The organism is Brevibacterium yomogidense (genome assembly GCF_016107685.1).
In the GTDB taxonomy this organism is placed as follows: Bacteria; Actinomycetota; Actinomycetes; order Actinomycetales; family Brevibacteriaceae; genus Brevibacterium; species Brevibacterium yomogidense.
Genome location: NZ_JABASY010000001.1, coordinates 454,973 through 472,323, shown reverse-complemented (window position 1 = coordinate 472,323; position 17,351 = coordinate 454,973). Strand labels below are relative to the sequence as shown.

Sequence of the window (17,351 nt, the reverse complement as noted above, 5' to 3'; positions counted from 1 at the left end):
AAGCGATGTTGCCTTGTGATCAGTTCAGTCGCGCTTAAGCTTGGTGGATGGTCGACATCCACCGCCTGCGGATCCTCTGCTCGGTCGTCGCGACGGGCTCTCTCAAGGCCACCGCCGACGCCCTGAGCTTCACTCCCAGCGCGGTGAGCCAGCACCTCAGCGCCCTGCAGCGGGAGACGGGACTCACCCTCTTCGAGAGGTCCGGACGCGGCGTGGTGCCCACCGCCCACGGCAGACGTCTGGCGGAGAAGGGCGAGGAGGCGCTGGCAGCGGTCACCCGGGTCGATCAGTTCATCGACGATCTGCGGATCGGGCGCACCGGTTCCCTCACGATCGGCACGTTCGCCTCCGCCGGTGAGCACTGGCTGCCGTCAGTGGCCGCGCAGCTGCGGCGCGAGTTCCCCACCACGACGCTCGTCATCGAGCTCACCGATCCGCCCGTGTCGTCCGTGCGGCCGGACATCGACATCCGCACGGAGCGACGCGGCGCCCCGCCGCACGCACCGGCCGGTGTCACGCGGATCGTGCTCGCCCGCGACCCGTTCGTCGTCATCCTCCCGCGGGACCACCCGTACGCGGGCCTCCGCGAAGTGGCGGCGGCCGACCTGGGGAACGACCCGTGGATCCATGAGTTCGTGGGTGACGGTGAGGCCGCGCGGATCGTCGAGGACATCTGGCGGGCCGCCGGGATCGCACCGCGCTCCATCATCCAGGCCGCTGACCATCACGGGACGATCGCGTTCGTCGCAGCCGGGGTCGGCGTGAGTGCGATGCCCGCCCTCGCGGCGACGGCCCTGCCGGACTCCGTCGTCGCGCTGCCGATCGTGCGGCCCGACGCGGAACGGATCATCGTCGCGCACGTCCGCGACTCCATCCGTCAGCAGGCGGCGGCGGAACGGCTGCTCGCACTGCTCCAGGACCTGGGCGCCGCGCACCACACCCCGGATCCGTGACCGGCCACCAGGACAAGGGGACAAAGGCACAGCCGGCCACGAGGACAACCGGACAAAGGGCCCATGAGGACTGGCCCTCTCGACCGGTTTCTGCCAACCTTCCAAGTGGGACGGCACGCCGCCAGTCCCTTTGCCTGCACGAAGGGGAGCAGCACGATGGCTGACGACACGGTCCTTGCACGCGGGGAGGAACTCCTGCGCTTCACGACGGACGCACTCACGGCAGTCGGCATGCGCGAAGACGACGCCGCCGTCATGGCCGGGCAGATCGTCGGCTCGGAGCTCGCCGGTCACGAATCGCACGGCCTCCGACGCCTCCCCGAATACATCGGCCGGGCGCGCAGCGGGGAGACCGACCCGGCGGCTCGGCCCGAGGTCGACATCGACCGCGGGGGGCTCGCCAGGATCGACGGCAAGAGGGGGTTCGGCCACCTCGTGGTGCGGGAAGCCACGCAGCTCGCCGTCGAGCGGGCGAAGAAGCACGGCATCGCGGCCGTCTCCGTCTACAACTCCGACTTCGCCGGCCGCCTGGCGGACTTCTCCGAGGAGGCGGCGGACCAGGGCGTCGCGACGCTCCTCTTCGTGAACACCGGAGGCGCCCACCGCGTGGTCTCCGTCCCCGGGGGCACAGAGACGCGGTTCTCGACCAATCCGATCGGTGCGGGCGTCCCGAGGTCGTCGTCCCCGCACTTCGTCCTGGACTTCGCGACGAGCGCCGTGGCAATGGGGCGGCTGTCGGAGTGGCGCGACCGCGGTGAGGAGATCCCCTCCGACTGGGTGACCCCGTCGGGTCACCTGCAGCCGTTCGGCGGGCACAAGGGCTTCGGCCTCGCGATGCTCGCGGAAGCACTGGGAGGAGCCCTGTCGACCGCTGGCACCCCCTCGGCTGAGGACGCGAAGGAGGAGCAGGGCGTCCTCGTCATCGCGATCGACATCAACGGGCTGCGGCCCCTGGACGAGTTCACGGCGGAGACGGACACGTTCCTCGAGTACATCAAGGACACGCCGGTCGCCGACGGCTTCCCGAAGACGCGCATCCCGGGTGAGAGCTCGGCGGCGACCACGGTCGAGCGGAAGCGGGACGGCACCCACGTGCAGAGGCACGCGTGGGAAGCTGCGCAGAAGCTCGCCGAGGAACTGAGCATCGCACCGCCGGCTGCGGGCTGAACGGCGGACGACCGGAGACGTTCGTCGTGTGACCGCCGGCAACTCAGCGGCGGAGCACGGAGACTGGAGGAAGGAACATGTCCACAGAAACTCTGTCCGCCGCCTTGGAGCGGGAGCATCGGGAGATCGACGGCGGTATCGAGGAGTACGCCGCGGGGCTGGAGGCCGGCGCGGAACCTGACCACGACGCCGCCGACCCGGCGCCGCTGCGGCGGGCCATGGAGGGCCTGCGGCGGCACATCTACCTCGAAGAGGAGTTCATCTTCCCACCGCTGAAGGCGTCCGGGCTGATGATGCCGGTGTTCGTGATGCTGCGCGAGCACGGCGAACTGTGGGATGCGATGAGCGGCCTCGACGACCTCCTTGCAACCGGTGCCAACGCTTCGGTGATCCAGACCGCGTGTCAGGATCTGCTGTTGCGGCTGGATGCCCACAACTCCAAGGAGGAGCCGGTCATCTACCCCCAGGCCGACGCGCAGCTGTCGGACGAGGCGACCGCACGCCTGCACGATTTCCTCGCCGACGGCCGGATGCCCGACGGCTGGAAGTGCGAGAAAGCGACGCGCTGAATCACCGGCCGGACGACTGGTGGTCCGGCATACTGAGGCGATGTTCTTCTCGCTCACGCTGCGCACCGACCCCGCGGTAGCCGACCCCGCGGCAGCTGACCCCGCGGCAGCCGGCACCGATGCCGTCGCGACCGATGCCGCCGAGGTCCCCGCTGCCGCCGCAGCCGACGCCGCTGCCGCCGAGGCCGTCCCCACCCCGGACGCCCGCGACCTGGGCCATCTGCTCCACAAGCACCCCGACCGGGTGCACGAGCAGAAGCTCGCCTTCGGCACGGCACGGGTGTTCTACCCGGAGGCCGACCACGACAGCTGCACGGCAGCCCTGTGGGTCGAGGTCGATCCCGTCAAGCTCTCCCAGCTGTCGAGCTTCCGTAGGGACTCCTTCAGCCTGAGCGGGTACATCAACGACCGGAAGTGGGCGGCCTCGTCCCTCCTCGCGGTGGCTCTGCGCCGTGTCTTTTCCACCGCGATGGCCGGCACGCTCACGTCACGTCCGGCGCTGCCGCGGCAGGAGTTCGCGCTCGAGGCCACGATCGCCGCTGTCCCGGCCGCGCAGCCCGAGATCGCCGCGCTCTTCGAACCGCTGGGGTGGGAGGTGGACTGCGACTCGGAGCCCGCCACCGCTGACACCGTGACCCCGCAGGTCACTCTCCGCGGTCGCAGCACCGTGCAGGCACTGCTCAACCAGCTCTACGTGCTCATCCCGGTGCTCGACGGCGGCAAGCACTACTGGGTGGACGAATCGGAGATCGACAAGCTCCTCGATCGGGCCGGGTCGTGGCTGGGATCACACCCGCAGCGGGAGCCGATCATGCGCCGCTACCTGGCCGAACAGCGCTCCTACGTCCGGACGGCCCGCACCCGGTTGGACGCGCGGGTGACAGAGCGGTCCGAGGCGGCCGCACCGCGGAGCGAAGGAACCGGCACACCGGATTCGGACGGCGAGCCTCCGACTCCCGCGCCGCTCCGCGCCCGGCGTCTCGCGGCGGTGCTCGACGCGATCCGGCGGCTGCGGCCGCGCACCGTCGTCGACCTCGGCTGCGGAGAAGGCGCCCTGCTGGGACCGCTGCTGGACGACCCCCGGATGGCACGCGTCCTCGGCACCGATGTGTCCCCGAGCGAGCTCGAGCGGGCGCGCCGACGGTTGGGGCTCGACCGCATGCCCGCACGCAAGGCGGCCCGGCTGGAACTGTTCCAGTCGTCGCTCGGCTACGTCGACGACCGCATCGCCGGCGTCGATGTCGCGGTCCTCATGGAGGTCATCGAGCACCTCGACCCCGCAGACCTCACGACGGCGGAGACGACCGTCTTCCGCCATGCCGCACCCGACCACGTCGTCGTCACCACTCCGAACTCCGACTACAACGTCCTCTATCCGGACCTGGACGGCATGCGCCACCCGGACCACCGGTTCGAGCTGAGCCGCGCGGGCTTCGCCGCCTGGGCGGAGCGGATCTGCGTGGAGCACGGCTACGTCGTCGACTTCCACGACGTAGGGGACGCGCACCCGGATGTCGGCCCACCCACGCAGATGGCCGTCTTCTCGCGACGATTCGACGAAGCACTGCGGGACGACACACAGACGGAGGGAGCCGCATGAGCGCCATCCACGTCCCCGACCTATCGCTCGTGGTCCTCGTGGGCATCTCCGGTTCGGGCAAGTCGACGTTCGCCGCCCGGCACTTCGGTCCCTTCGAGACTGTGTCCTCCGACTTCTGCCGAGGCATGGTCGCCAATGATCCGAACGATCAGCAGGCCACGGCGGCGGCTTTCGACCTGCTGACGGACATCGTGTCGCGCAGGCTGCGGGTGGGCCTGCTCACCGTGGTCGATGCGACCTCGCTCAGGCCGGAGGACCGCGCCGCACTCGTCCGGCTGGCCCGCGAGAACGATGTGCTGCCGTGTGCGATCGTCCTCGACGTGCCGCTGCAGACCGCGCTGGAACGTCACCGGACGCGCACGGACCGTCCCTTCGACGAGTCCGTGCTGCGGAAGCAGCACGCTCAGCTGCGGAAGGGGCTCTCCCGGATCGGCCGGGAGAAGTTCCGCGGGGTCACGGTTCTGGACAGCGACGAGGCGATCGCGGATGCCCGCATCGAGCGCACGCCATTGCGATCGGACCTGCGGGACCGTACGGGCCCGTTCGACATCATCGGCGACGTCCACGGCTGTCTGCCGGAGCTCGAGCAGCTGCTGACTGAGCTGGGCTATCGCGTCAGCGCGGACGGCACGGGTGCCCGGCACCCGGAGGGGCGCACCGCCGTGTTCGTGGGCGATCTGGTGGACCGTGGTCCGGACAGCGCCGGTGTCCTGCGGCTGGTCATGGGCATGCATGCAGCCGGCGACGCCCTGTGCGTCCCGGGCAATCACGAGGCGAAGCTGGTGCGTGCCCTCGACGGGCGGAACGTCACACTGTCGCACGGTCTCGAGGCGACGATGGCGCAGCTGCAGCGGGGGACCGAAGCGTTCCGGCGCGAGGTCCGGGACTTCGCGGACTCACTCGTCGCCCACCTGGTCCTGGATGAGGGGCGCCTCGTCGTCGCGCACGCGGGGCTCAAGGAGGAGTTCCACAACCGGGCGTCGGGCCGGGTCCGCGAGTTCGCGCTCTACGGCGACACGACCGGTGAGACGGACGAGTTCGGTCTTCCGGTGCGCCTGGACTGGGCGGCGGACTACCGGGGCGACGCGATGGTCGTCTACGGGCATGTGCCCTCACCCCGCGCGGAATGGGTGAACAACACGCTGTGTCTGGACACCGGCTGCGTATTCGGCGGGCAGCTGAGCGCCCTCCGGTATCCGGAGAAGGAGATCGTGGCCGTTCCCGCGCAGAAGGAGTGGTATCCGCCGGTCAGACCGCTGGACTCCTCTGCGACCGGTGAGGCGAACCGGCCGCTGCGGATCGACGACGTGCTGGGTGCCGACGCGGTGGAGACGAGCCGTGGCGGGAGAATCCGGGTCGCCCCGGAGCGCGCGGCCGCCGCACTGGCGACGATGAGCCGGTTCGCGATGCCGCCGGAGCTGCTGCCGTACCTGCCGCCCACCATGGCCCCGGCCCCCACTTCGCACGAGGAGGGGTACCTCGAGCATCCCCGCACCGCCTTCGGCTACTACGCGAAGCGGGGTCTGCGGGTCATCTGCGAGGAGAAGCACATGGGGTCGCGGGCGGTCGCCCTGCTCGTGAGGCCGGGTGCGCACGTGACCGCGCCAGCCTGGGCGCCGCAGCACACGGAGGCGGACACGAGGCCGGGCGCGGCACCGTACCCGGACACGAGCGCGGTCACGGAGGCAGAAGCTGACACAGGCGGCGTGCTCTCCTCGTACGTGTACACGCGCACGGGACGCGCCTTCTTCGCCGATGAGGAGGCGAGCGCCCGGTTCGCGCACGGTGCCGCCGTGATCGCTGAGGTGGCGGGTCTGTTCGACCGTCTGGATTCGGACTGGGTGCTGCTGGACGGCGAGATCCTGCCGTGGAACCTCAAGGCGCAGGGTCTGATCGACGAGCTGTACCGGCCCGCTGCCGCTGCGGGACTCGCGGAGACGCAGGCCGTGGGCGACGCGCTGCGCCGGGCAGAGGCCCGCGGCGTGCGGGTGCTGGAAAGGGAGAAGACCCCGGACCCCACCGACGTCGCCTCACCCGCCGCATCGTGGACACGCGAGCAGTGGGAGGAGCTCAGCGCCTTCCGTGCAGCGGTGGAACGCTACGTGGACGAAGCGGGAGAACCGCAGTTCGCGGTCTTCCAGGTCCTGGCCTCCGCGGGAAGGACGTGGCACGAGGAGCCGCACGACTGGCACCTGGAGGTCGCGGATTCACTGGTGGCCGCTGCCGGTCGATCGGTGTCTTCCGGGTTGGCCGCGCACCCGCCGGCCACGGGAGCGTCCGCAACGGCCGCAGGCCCGTGCACTCCTCTCTTCCTCAAGACACGACGCGTCGTCCTCGACCCGGCCGATGCCACGCAGGTGGAGCAGGCCGTCGACTGGTGGGTCGACCTCACCTCATCGGGTGGTGAGGGCATGGTCGTCAAACCTCTGGAGAACTCCCGCGCCGGAAGGGACCCCGGAAGAGTCCAGCCGGGGCTGAAGGTGCGCGGGAAGGAGTATCTGCGCATGATCTACGGACCGGACTACGACCGACCGGAGAGGCTCACCGGGCTGAGGTCCCGCAACCTCAAGCACAAGCAGTCCCTCGCGCTGCGCGAGTACGCCCTGGGGCTGGAGTCGCTGGACCGGGCGGTCGCAGGCGAGCCCCTGCATCGTGTCCATCTGCCCGTGTTCGCGGTGCTCGCACTGGAGTCGGACCCGGTGGACCCTCGCCTCTGAGGGATCGCCACTGAGGGATCGCCTCTGACGGGCCGACTCTGAGGAGCGGATGAGGCCCCTGGCCCGGTGCACGAAGCCGCATGCACGAAGCCGCGGACACGAGAAAGGCCCCGGAACCTTTTCGGTTCCGGGGCCTGTCCCTGTTGTGCGCGAGGGGGGACTTGAACCCCCACGTCCTTGCGGACACTGGCACCTGAAGCCAGCGCGTCTACCAATTCCGCCACTCGCGCGAATCACAACAGCACGTGACTCTACCAGCAGAAAACCCACCAGCGCCAATTGAGCCCGTCAGACCCCTTCGTGACCTCCTCACGGGCTGATATCCACCTCCTCGTCGCCTCCGAGTCACCCTTTCCTACGATGTCCGCGAACCCCTGGGCTTCCGCGCGCACATGCGGATCCCCCGCGACGCACCCTGAACCGTTCGGCGACCGGTCCGCGCGCAGAAGGTGAGGACTCAGGATCGGCGCGTTAGCATGGAGTGCTGATGTGCCGTGCGCCCCAGGGCTCATCTGTGCCCGCCGACCGTGGGACAGGCATGCAGACGGAGGATGAAGGGAGGCGTCATGGGAGTCCTCGACCGCTTCGAACGCGGGATCGACCGTGTGGTCAACGGCGCCTTCGCGCGTGCCTTCCGTTCGCAGGTGGAACCGGTGGAACTCGCGTCCGCGCTGCGTCGTGAAGCAGACAACCGCGCCGCCGTCGTGTCCCGGGGCCGCACCCTCACCGCCAACTCCTATGCCGTCGAACTGTCCAGCGGGGACCTCGACCGGCTGGGTCCGATCTCCAGTGAGCTCCGTCAGGACCTGCGCCAGGTCGTGGGCGACCACGCGATCGAACAGGGCTACAGCTTCGTCGGCCCCGTCTCCGTCACGTTCGAGGTCGCAGACGACCTGGACACCGGCATGTACCGCGTCCGCGCGACGACGCGCCGTCCGGACGGCTCCCCGGCCGCCCAGCCCGCGGCCCGCGGCGGCTACGACCCGCCGTCGCGCTCCAACCCGGTCGTCCCGGAGACCTACGAGGCACAGTCCGGCCCGGTCTCCTCCCAGCACCACTCCTCCCAGCATGTCGCCTCGCAGCACGCGGCCCGTGCGTCGCAGCCCCACGCACCCGTGGCGGCCCCGGCCGCTCCGCATGTCGCCCAGGCGCACCCGGCTCCCGCGTCGTCCCCGGACGCCCCCGGCAGCCGCCGTCGCGGCGCGCCCCCGCCGTCAGCGTCGCAGCCGTCAGCACCCCAGCCTGCGGCCCGTCCCGCGTTCGCACCCGCCGTGCTCGTGCAGGGTCAGGTCCACCACCTGCCGCAGGGCAGCACCGTGTTCGGCCGGTCCGCGAACAGCGCGGACGTCGTCATCGACGACCCGGGCATGTCCCGCCGCCACTTCGAGATCACCGTGTCCGGAGACCAGGCGATCGCCACGGACCTCGGCTCGACGAACGGCACGCTCATGAGCGGCCGCCCCATCGACTCCATCTCCCTGTCGGAGGGCTCCGTGCTCACCGCGGGGGACACCCCCGTCACCTACTCCGAGGCAGGCCGCTTCAGTGAGTGAGTTCACCGTCACCGTGCTGCGGTTCGCCCTCTTCGGACTGCTCTGGCTCTTCGTCTTCCTCATCGCAGGAGTCCTCCGCCAGGATCTGTTCGGACCCCGCGTGGCACGCAACCGCCGGGACCGCAGACGCGGCCGTGCCGCCGCCGAGGCCCCGGTCGCCGCAGGCATGGGCGCCGCCTCCCCGACCCCGCAGCAGTCCGCCTTCGGGTCCTCCCCCACGCTCGTCGTCACCTCCGGGCGCCAGAGCGGGTTCTCCCTGCTCCTGTCCGCCGGCCAGTTGACGATCGGCAGAGCGGACGACTGCGGCTTCGTCATCGAGGACGACTTCGCGTCCTCCCATCACGCGCGGATCTACCCCCAGGCGGGCGCCTGGGTGGTCGAGGACACGGGTTCGACCAACGGAACGTTCGTGGGAAGTGCGCGGCTCAGCCAGCCCACCCGCATCGAACCCGGCATGCCGATCACGATCGGTCACACGACGATGGAGCTGCGCGCGTGAACGCTTCGAGCACCACTTCCCCGCACTCCGGCGTGCCGACCTTCAGGTTCGCGGCGCGTTCGGACACCGGTCAGGTCCGGAAGAACAACCAGGACTCCGGGTACGCGGGTGCGCACTTCCTCCTCATCGCGGACGGCATGGGCGGCCACGCCGGTGGTGACGTCGCGTCCGCGATCGCCGTCAGCCGTCTCACCTCACTGGACGAAGCGGACCACGACGGTCGGGTGCTCGACGACCTGAAGTCCGCGATCCTGTCCGCGAACGATCAGATCACCCGTGCCGTCATCGAGCAGAGCGAGCTCGCCGGGATGGGCACCACCGTCACAGCGCTGCTCCAGTCGGGCGACCGCCTGGCCCTCGCGCACATCGGCGACTCCCGCGCCTATGTCGTGCACAAGGGCGAGATCACCCAGGTGACGCAGGACCACACGTTCGTCCAGATGCTGGTCGACGAAGGCCGCATCACCCTCGAGGAAGCGGACACGCACCCGCAGCGCAGCGTCGTCATGCGCGTGCTGGGGGATGTCGGCACTCCACCCGAACTCGACCTGTCGTTCCACGATGCGGTGCCCGGCGACCGCTGGATGCTGTGCTCCGACGGACTCACCGGCTTCGCCTCGATCCAGGACATCCACGACGCCCTCACGACGATCGCGGATCCGGGCGACTGCTGCGAGAAGCTCATCGAGCTCGCCCTGGCCGGCGGTGGCGGCGACAACGTCACCGTGGTGATCGGCGACGTGCTGGACCCTGAATCGGACGTCGACATCGACGACTTCGGCGAGGCCGTCGGCTCCGTCCGCATCAACCCGTCGTACGCCCTGCTGGGCGGCGCGCAGGAGGAGAACGCGGACACGGGGCAGATGGACGTCATCTTCGACGAGGTCGACGTCCCGACCGCCCCCATCGAGGACCTCAGCACCCAGCCGATCAACGCGCACCCGATCGCCGAATCGGGCGACGCGGACACGATCCCCACGCACACCGGGGCAGCCGGGACGACCGCGAGTGCGGCCGCAGCCGCCTCACCGACGGTCGCGGGCAATCCCGGGTCGGACGCCTCCCCCGCAGAGACCGGCACCGCCGAGGCGACGTCCGCGACGGAGGCGACCGGCACCTCGGGCGCGGTCGACGGGGCCGAGGACACCGAGGTCCCCGCGGACGACGACGGAGTGAGCGCACCGCGTCCCGCACGGTCCGCCGTGCGCGACGACGACCACTGGGACGAGGACGCGGACCTCGCGGACTGGGGCGAGGACCCCCGCCCCAAGCGTCGACCGTGGATCCCCGTGCTGGTGACGGTCGCCGTAGTCATCGCGATCGTCGTCGCCGCACTGTCCGGCTGGCGCTACGTGCAGTCGCAGTACTACGTCGCGGCGTCCGACGGGACGGTCGCGGTCTACCAGGGCCTCCCCCAGTCGCTGGGCCCCATCAGCCTCTCCTCCCTCGAGGAGACCACCGACGTCGCGGTCACGGACCTGTCGACGTTCTCGCAGCAGCGCCTCGACGCGACGATCCCCGCGGATTCCCACGACGCCGCACTCGACGTCGTCGACACCCTCCGCGCGGAAGCCACCCGGAACTCCGGATCCATGGCGGGTGAGACCGCCGAACAGAACGGCGTGGACCCCGCACCGTCGCCCTCCGAAGGAGACGTGACCGGGGGCGTCGCGGACGAATCGACCACCTCGACGACCCGGGGCGGCGCCACGATCGACCGGGGAGAGGCGGACGGATGACCACGCCTTCCCCGTCCAGCGCAGTCCGCGGACCGAGGAAGCACCGTGTCTCAGAACTCCTGCTGATCCTCCTCGCGGTCGTCATCTCTGCCGGCGCTTACGCGCTGGTGGGCGTGGGGACGACCGACGAGGTGCCCGCGAACGTCTACTCGTACACGATCTGGCTGGCCGTCCTCGGGATCGCGCTCCACGTCTTCGTGTGGTGGCGGGCGTCCTACGCGGACCCGGTCCTCATCCCGATCGCCGTCCTGCTCAACGGGATCGGGCTCGCGATGATCTACCGGATCGACATGGCGCTCGAACGGTCCGCCGCGAACTCCCAGCTCATCTGGATGACGCTGGGCACCGTGCTCGCCGCACTCGTCATCGTGTTCCTCCGCGACCACCGCCTGCTGCGCCGGTACACGTACACGGCCGGGCTCGCCGCGCTCATCCTGCTGCTCCTGCCGCTCGTCCCCGGCCTGGGCCGCACGATCAACGGCGCGCGCATCTGGATCTTCATCGGCCCCATGTCGTTCCAGCCGGGCGAGATCGCGAAGATCCTCCTCGCGGTGTTCTTCGCCGGCTACCTCGTCGCCTACCGCGACCAGATGGTGCTCGCCGGCCCCAAGTTCCTGGGCCTCCAGTTCCCCCGCCTGCGCGACATGGGCCCGATCCTCATCGCGTGGGCGGCCAGCGTCGGCATCCTGGTGTTCCAGAGCGACCTCGGCACCTCCCTCCTGTACTTCGGCCTGTTCGTCGCGATGCTCTACGTCGCGACGGCGAAGAAGACGTGGATCGTCCTGGGACTCGGCATGTTCGCCGTCGGCGCCGTCGTCGCCGCCCAGCTGTTCGCCCACGTCCAGCAGCGCGTCGACGGCTGGCTGAACGCCCTCACCTCGGAGGAGTACAACAAGTCCCCCGGCGGTTCCTACCAGCTGGTGCAGGGCATGTTCGGCATGTCCGACGGCGGACTGGTGGGCAGCGGACTGGGCGAGGGGCGACCCCACGTCGTCCCCTACGCGGACTCGGACTTCATCTTCGCGTCACTGGGTGAGGAGCTCGGCATGATCGGGCTGTTCGCGATCATCCTCCTCTACGTGCTCCTCTTCGAACGGGGCATGAAGATCGCGTCCACCTCCCGTGACGGGTTCGGCACGCTCTTCGCCGCGGGGATCAGCTTCACGATCGCGCTCCAGTGCTTCATCGTGATCGGCGGCGTCACCCGCCTCATCCCACTCACGGGCCTCACGACGCCGTTCCTCGCCGCCGGCGGCAGCTCGCTCATCGCGAACTGGATCATCATCGGCCTGCTCCTGCGCATCAGCGACAACGCCCGCCGTCCCCAGGAGGAGTTCGCCACGGGCGTCCTCCCGACCTTCGTGACGGACGACGAGCCGGAAACCGCGCCGCAGGACAGACAGCAGGAAGCGCACGGCACCCAGCCGGAAGGGGGCCGCACATGAACAAGGCACTCCGCCACGTCGCCGTCGTGGGCTTCGTGATGTTCGCACTGCTGTTCGGCTCCACGAGCAACATCCAGTTCTTCAGCGCCCAGACGCTGAATGAGCACTCCCTCAACAACCGGACGTTCATCAACGAGATCTCCCGCGAGCGGGGTCCGATCCTCGTCGACGGCACACCCGTCGCCTACTCCGTGCCCACCGATTCGACGTACAAGTTCCAGCGCACCTACGGGGCGGACTCGCTGCCCGCGGAGCAGTATGCGGACATGACGGGCTTCTTCTCCATCGTGTCGGGTGCGAGCGGTCTGGAGCGCTCGGAGAACGGGCTGCTGTCCGGTTCCGACGACGCACTGTTCTACGACAAGATCCGTTCGGTCTTCACGGGTGAGCAGCCGATGGGCGCCGCCGTGGAGCTCACGATCGACCCGGCAGCGCAGAACGCCGCGTTCCAGGGCCTGGGCGGGCAGAAGGGCGCCGTCGCCGCGCTCGATGCGAAGACCGGGCGCGTGCTCGCGCTCGCGTCGACTCCCGGCTGGAACCCGAACAACCTGGCCACCCACGACTCGAAGGAGGCGCAGGCGGCCTACGACTCCCTCATCGCGGACGAGGACAACCCGGCGTACAACCGGGCGATCGGCGGCAACCTCTACCCGCCCGGCTCCACGTTCAAGATCATCACGGCGGCTGCGGCACTGGAATCCGGCGATTACACGAAGGACTCCGAACTGCAGGGTCCGGCGGAGCTCGACCTTCCGGAGACCAGCGCGAAGATCCGCAACTCCGGTGGGGGCGCGTGCGGCTCCACCGACACGGTGACGCTCCAGCAGTCGCTCGTCGTCTCCTGCAACACGTCGTTCGCGAAGCTCGGCATGGACCTGGGCGGCGACGCCCTCGACGAGCAGGCCCGCAAGTTCGGGTTCGGCACAGACCTGTCGATCCCGCTCCAGGTGACCCCGTCGACGTTCCCCAGTGATCTCAACGCACCGCAGACCGCGCAGTCCTCGCTGGGCCAGTACGAGGTCCGGGCGACACCGCTGCAGATGGCGATGGTGTCCGCGGGGGTCGCCAACGACGGCGTCGTCATGACGCCCCAGCTCATCGACAACGTCCGCAATTCGCGGACGCTCGACACGATCTCGGAGATGAAGCCCCAGGAGCTGTCGCGTGCCGTCAGCTCCGACTCCGCAGGTCAGCTCACAGACATGATGGTGGAACAGGTGAACAGTGGAACCGGCCAGGTGGCCCAGATCCCCGGCGTCGAAGTGGGCGCCAAGACGGGGACGGCCCAGCACGCGGAGGGCGCTGCCCCGCACGCGTGGTTCACGTCCTTCGCGAAGACGGACGACAGGGACATCGCGGTCGCCGTCGTGGTGGAGAACGGCGGCAACGCCGGCAGCGAAGCGTCAGGTGCCCGCGTCGCCGGGCCCATTGCGAAGCAGGTCATGGAAGCGGTGATCAACGGATGAGGCCACAGCCTGGAACCGTGCTGGGAGGGCGCTACGAGCTGACCGGCCGCATCGCCGTGGGCGGTATGGGAGAGGTCTGGCGGGGGCGTGACAACGTCATCGACCGTGACGTCGCCGCGAAGATCCTCAAGGAGGAGTACCTGTCCGACCAGGGCTTCCTCGACAGGTTCCGTGCGGAGGCGCGCAGCATGGGCGCTGTGTCGCATCCGGGGATCGCCTCCGTGTTCGACTACGGCGAGGAGACGGGCTCACCGTACCTCGTCATGGAGTACGTGCCCGGGGAGCCCCTGTCGGCGCTCATCGACCGCAACGTCGTGCTGCCGGAGGCGGACGTCCTCGAGCTCACCGCGCAGTCCGCGGAGGCGCTGGGCTCCGCACACCGCGCCGGGGTCGTCCACCGCGATGTGAAGCCCGGCAACATCCTCGTGACCCCGGACTTCCGGGTGAAGCTCACGGACTTCGGGATCGCACGTGTCGCGGACCAGGCCCCGCTCACGAAGACGGGACAGGTGATGGGCACCGCCCAGTACCTGGCACCGGAGCAGGCCACCGGCAAGGGGTCCACCCCCAAATCGGACCTGTATTCGCTGGGCATCATCATGTACGAAGCGCTGGCCGGTCGCCGCCCGTTCACGGGCGATTCGCAGGTCGCGATCGCGATCGCGCAGGTCAACACGGCGCCTCCGGAGCTCCCGGACACGGTGTCGGAGCCCATCCGCCGGCTCGTCACGAGTCTGCTCAGCAAGAAGCAGGACGAGCGCCCCGATTCCGGTGAGGCCCTCGCGAAGGCGGCTCGTGCACTGCGTGACGGGGACGTCGCCGCCGCCGAGGCCGCGGTCCCCCAGATGCTTCCCGGTGCCGCATCCGCTGCGGCCGCGTCGGAAGCGGTCACCCGTGCCTTCAACCAGCCGGCCGACGACGGGACCCGGGTCATGGACCCGGCCCACGCCTCGGCGGCGGCTGCTCCTGCCCCGGCACCCACCGCGGTGACCGCGACGCTCCCCCAGCAGGGCGACCCGGAGGGGGAGCTCGACGAGGACAAGGAGAAGATGGGCACCGGGATGAAGGTGACCATCGGCGTGCTCATCGCGCTCGTGGTGGCCGGCCTCCTCTGGGTGCTGTGGATCTTCCTGGGCAGCCCGGGCGAGCCCGCGCCGGTGGAGACCGGCACACCCACGGCCGAGGTGACGGAGGAGGACACGACCGTCGAGATCGACCCCAACGCCTACATCGGCCAGTCGGAGGCGACCGCGACGCGGAACCTCGAGCAGCTGGGCCTCAAGGTCAGCGCCGTCGAGGTCGAATCTCAGCAGTCCGAGGGCACCGTCGTCAACGTGCGCTCCGGCAACAACGGCTACGTCTTCGAAGAGGGCGACACCGTCACCATCGAGGTGTCCTCCGGACCGGCCGAGGTGCCGGAAGAGGACTCCGGCAGCGACTCCGGGTCGGACAGCGACTCCGGCAGCGGCTCGGATGACGGCAGCGGTTCCGGCGACAGCGGGAGCAACTCCGGCAACAACGGCGGGAACAACGGCGACTCCGGCGGCAACAACGGCGGAGGCAGCGACGAGGGCGGCTCCGGCGGAGGCAACGGCAACGGCTCCGATGACAGCAACAACGGAGACGATCAGCCGGAACCAGAGCCAGACCCAGACGAAGACGGCGGAGCCCAGGAGGGCAACGATGCTTCCGACGGCCAGGACTTCGGCAGCTCGAGCTACGACATGGGCTCTGTGAACGGAGGCTACTGATGGATCAGGTGCGCAAGCTGTCCGATCGGTATGAGATCCGCCGGGTGATCGGCCGCGGCGGCATGGCCGAGGTGCACGAAGGCGTCGACACCCGGCTGGGCCGGCGCGTCGCGATCAAGCTGCTGCGTTCCGATCTGGCCCGCGATCCCAGCTTCCACACGCGTCTGGAGCGGGAGGCGCAGTCCGCCGCGAGCCTCAACCATCCGGGCATCGTGTCCGTGTACGACTCCGGCGAGGAGCAGTTCACGGAGCCCGGCGGCGGCGTCATCACCGTCCCGTTCATCGTCATGGAGTACGTCGAGGGGCAGACGCTGCGCCAGGTGCTGGCCGAGCACGGTCCGCTCACGGTGCAGGAGGCCCTCGACGTCGCCGCGGGCGTGCTCGCCCCCCTGGAATACAGCCACCGCAACGGCATCGTCCACCGCGACATCAAACCGGCGAACGTCATGCTCACGCCGGACGGCGACATCAAGGTGATGGACTTCGGCATCGCCCGCGCCCTCGAGGACACCGGTTCGCTCACGCAGACGCAGTCCGTCGTGGGCACCGCCCAGTACCTGTCACCGGAGCAGGCGCGCGGCGAGGTCGTCGACGCCCGCTCCGACCTCTACTCGACGGCGTGCCTGCTGTACGAACTGCTCACCGGGCGCCCGCCGTTCGTGGGCGACTCACAGCTCGCGGTCGCATACCAGCACGTGGGCGAGCAGCCTGCCGCCCCGTCGACGCTCGTGCCGTCGATCCCCCCGTCCGTCGACCGGCTCGTCCTGCACGCCCTCGACAAGGGGCGCGACGCCCGGTACCAGGACGCCCACACGTTCCGTGAGGACGCCCTGGCCGCGCGCGACGGTCGTCCGCTCAGCCTCGACGGGGAAGGCGCCGCGACCCAGCTCCTGGCCTCCGCGCCCGCTGCGGGGTGGGATGCGCCGCCCACGCAGGCGGTCGACCAGCAGGCGATGCAGCCCGTCGGCGCGCACACCGGCATGCTGGGCGAGATCGAGGAGAACCAGGAGGAGGAGAAGAAGAGCCGCACCTGGCTGTGGGTGGGCGGTGCCCTCCTGGCCCTGGTGCTGGCCGGCCTGGGACTGTGGATCTACACGATGAACGCGGAGCCGGAGGTCACGACCTTCGCGCTCGAGGACATGTCAGACCGTGAAGCCAACGAGGCGGAGACGTATCTCGAGGGTCTGGGACTGGTCGTCGGCAGGGAGATGCAGGCGGACGACGACATCGAATCCGGCAACGTCGTGGAGACGGATCCGGCCGCGGGCTCGGAGGTGTCCGAAGGCGACCGGGTCACGATGTTCGTCTCCTCGGGGCCGGACAGTGTCGAAGTGCCGGACGTCGCCGGTGACACGGAATCCCTCGCGCGGCAGAAGATCGGCGACGCGGGGCTCACCGCGGGATCGAACATCGAGGAGAACTCCCCCGACGTCCCCGGGGGCGAGGTCATGGAGACCCGACCGGGCGCCGGGACCGAGGTCGCGATGGACTCGACCGTCGACCTCGTGCTGTCCTCCGGTCAGGTCGAGGTCCCGGACGTCACCGGCATGTCCGAGGACGAGGCGTGCGAGACGCTCGAGAGCGACTCCTACATGCTCAGCTGCTCCGTGCAGGAGGAGGAGACCGACGACCACACCGAGGGCGAGGTCTTCGAGCAGCAGGCCGCTGCGGGGACGGACGTCGACCAGGGTTCGACGGTGACGATCACGGTCGCCACCGAACCGCCGTCACCGTCACCGACCATCCCGGAGCCCAGCTTCACCGCTGATCCCCCGCAGTTCCCCGGACCGGGCGACGACGGTGACAGCGATGGCGAGAACCGCGGGTTCGGCAGCCTCTTCAGCGAGTGGAGCCGCCTGCTGGAGCAGGTGCGCTGACGCCTGCTGGACCGC

12 protein-coding genes and 1 tRNA gene are annotated in these 17,351 nt (G+C 69.8%); 12 read left to right on the top strand and 1 reads right to left on the bottom strand.

Translation table 11 applies throughout. The annotated features are described in order from the left end of the window. The first annotated feature begins 47 nt into the window (after positions 1-47). The 5 genes from JFC09_RS02005 to JFC09_RS01985 all read left to right on the top strand — a co-directional run bounded on the left by JFC09_RS02005 (position 48) and on the right by JFC09_RS01985 (position 7,006). Complete coding sequence (locus JFC09_RS02005; protein WP_198392297.1) at positions 48-953, top strand: LysR family transcriptional regulator; 906 nt, start codon at positions 48-50, stop codon at positions 951-953. 156 nt (positions 954-1,109) lie between these two features. Then, positions 1,110-2,120, top strand: coding sequence for an Ldh family oxidoreductase (locus tag JFC09_RS02000; RefSeq protein WP_198392296.1), 1,011 nt, complete (start codon positions 1,110-1,112; stop codon positions 2,118-2,120). A 104-nt stretch (positions 2,121-2,224) separates the two neighbouring features. After that, on the top strand, positions 2,225-2,689 hold the full coding sequence (locus tag JFC09_RS01995) for a hemerythrin domain-containing protein (protein ID WP_232483012.1): 465 nt from the start codon (positions 2,225-2,227) through the stop codon (positions 2,687-2,689). A 40-nt stretch (positions 2,690-2,729) separates the two neighbouring features. Beyond that, positions 2,730-4,289, top strand: coding sequence for a 3' terminal RNA ribose 2'-O-methyltransferase Hen1 (locus tag JFC09_RS01990; RefSeq protein WP_198392294.1), 1,560 nt, complete (start codon positions 2,730-2,732; stop codon positions 4,287-4,289). Beyond that, the gene (locus tag JFC09_RS01985; RefSeq protein ID WP_198392293.1) at positions 4,286-7,006 is read left to right on the top strand and encodes a polynucleotide kinase-phosphatase; all 2,721 of its coding nucleotides are present in this window, start codon (positions 4,286-4,288) and stop codon (positions 7,004-7,006) included. Before JFC09_RS01990 ends, JFC09_RS01985 begins: the two co-directional genes overlap by 4 nt. A 146-nt stretch (positions 7,007-7,152) precedes the next feature. Here JFC09_RS01985 and JFC09_RS01980 read toward each other — a convergent pair. Further along, positions 7,153-7,236, bottom strand: a tRNA-Leu gene (locus JFC09_RS01980). A 336-nt stretch (positions 7,237-7,572) separates the two neighbouring features. Between JFC09_RS01980 and JFC09_RS01975 the strand changes: the two genes are divergently transcribed. From JFC09_RS01975 to pknB, 7 genes are read left to right on the top strand one after another with little or no spacing between them, the layout of a single operon-like run. Beyond that, complete coding sequence (locus tag JFC09_RS01975; protein WP_198392292.1) at positions 7,573-8,559, top strand: DUF3662 and FHA domain-containing protein; 987 nt, start codon at positions 7,573-7,575, stop codon at positions 8,557-8,559. Then, positions 8,552-9,058 carry an FHA domain-containing protein FhaB/FipA gene (locus JFC09_RS01970; protein ID WP_198392291.1) on the top strand — a complete coding sequence of 169 codons (507 nt, stop codon included), beginning with the start codon at positions 8,552-8,554 and terminating at the stop codon, positions 9,056-9,058. Before JFC09_RS01975 ends, JFC09_RS01970 begins: the two co-directional genes overlap by 8 nt. Continuing rightward, a complete protein-coding gene (locus JFC09_RS01965; RefSeq protein WP_332839615.1) occupies positions 9,055-10,797 on the top strand; it encodes a PP2C family protein-serine/threonine phosphatase in 1,743 nt (580 codons plus the stop codon). The genes JFC09_RS01970 and JFC09_RS01965 overlap by 4 nt, the downstream gene beginning before the upstream one ends. Then, positions 10,794-12,242 (top strand): FtsW/RodA/SpoVE family cell cycle protein, encoded by a 1,449-nt coding sequence (locus tag JFC09_RS01960; protein ID WP_232483011.1) that lies wholly within the window; start codon positions 10,794-10,796, stop codon positions 12,240-12,242. Before JFC09_RS01965 ends, JFC09_RS01960 begins: the two co-directional genes overlap by 4 nt. After that, positions 12,239-13,708: a peptidoglycan D,D-transpeptidase FtsI family protein gene (locus JFC09_RS01955; RefSeq protein WP_198392290.1), complete on the top strand. Its 1,470-nt coding sequence runs from the start codon at positions 12,239-12,241 to the stop codon at positions 13,706-13,708. The genes JFC09_RS01960 and JFC09_RS01955 overlap by 4 nt, the downstream gene beginning before the upstream one ends. After that, the gene (locus tag JFC09_RS01950; RefSeq protein WP_198392289.1) at positions 13,705-15,459 is read left to right on the top strand and encodes a protein kinase domain-containing protein; all 1,755 of its coding nucleotides are present in this window, start codon (positions 13,705-13,707) and stop codon (positions 15,457-15,459) included. Before JFC09_RS01955 ends, JFC09_RS01950 begins: the two co-directional genes overlap by 4 nt. Continuing rightward, positions 15,459-17,336 carry a Stk1 family PASTA domain-containing Ser/Thr kinase gene (gene pknB, locus JFC09_RS01945; protein WP_198392288.1) on the top strand — a complete coding sequence of 626 codons (1,878 nt, stop codon included), beginning with the start codon at positions 15,459-15,461 and terminating at the stop codon, positions 17,334-17,336. Before JFC09_RS01950 ends, pknB begins: the two co-directional genes overlap by 1 nt. Positions 17,337-17,351: the final 15 nt, after the last annotated feature.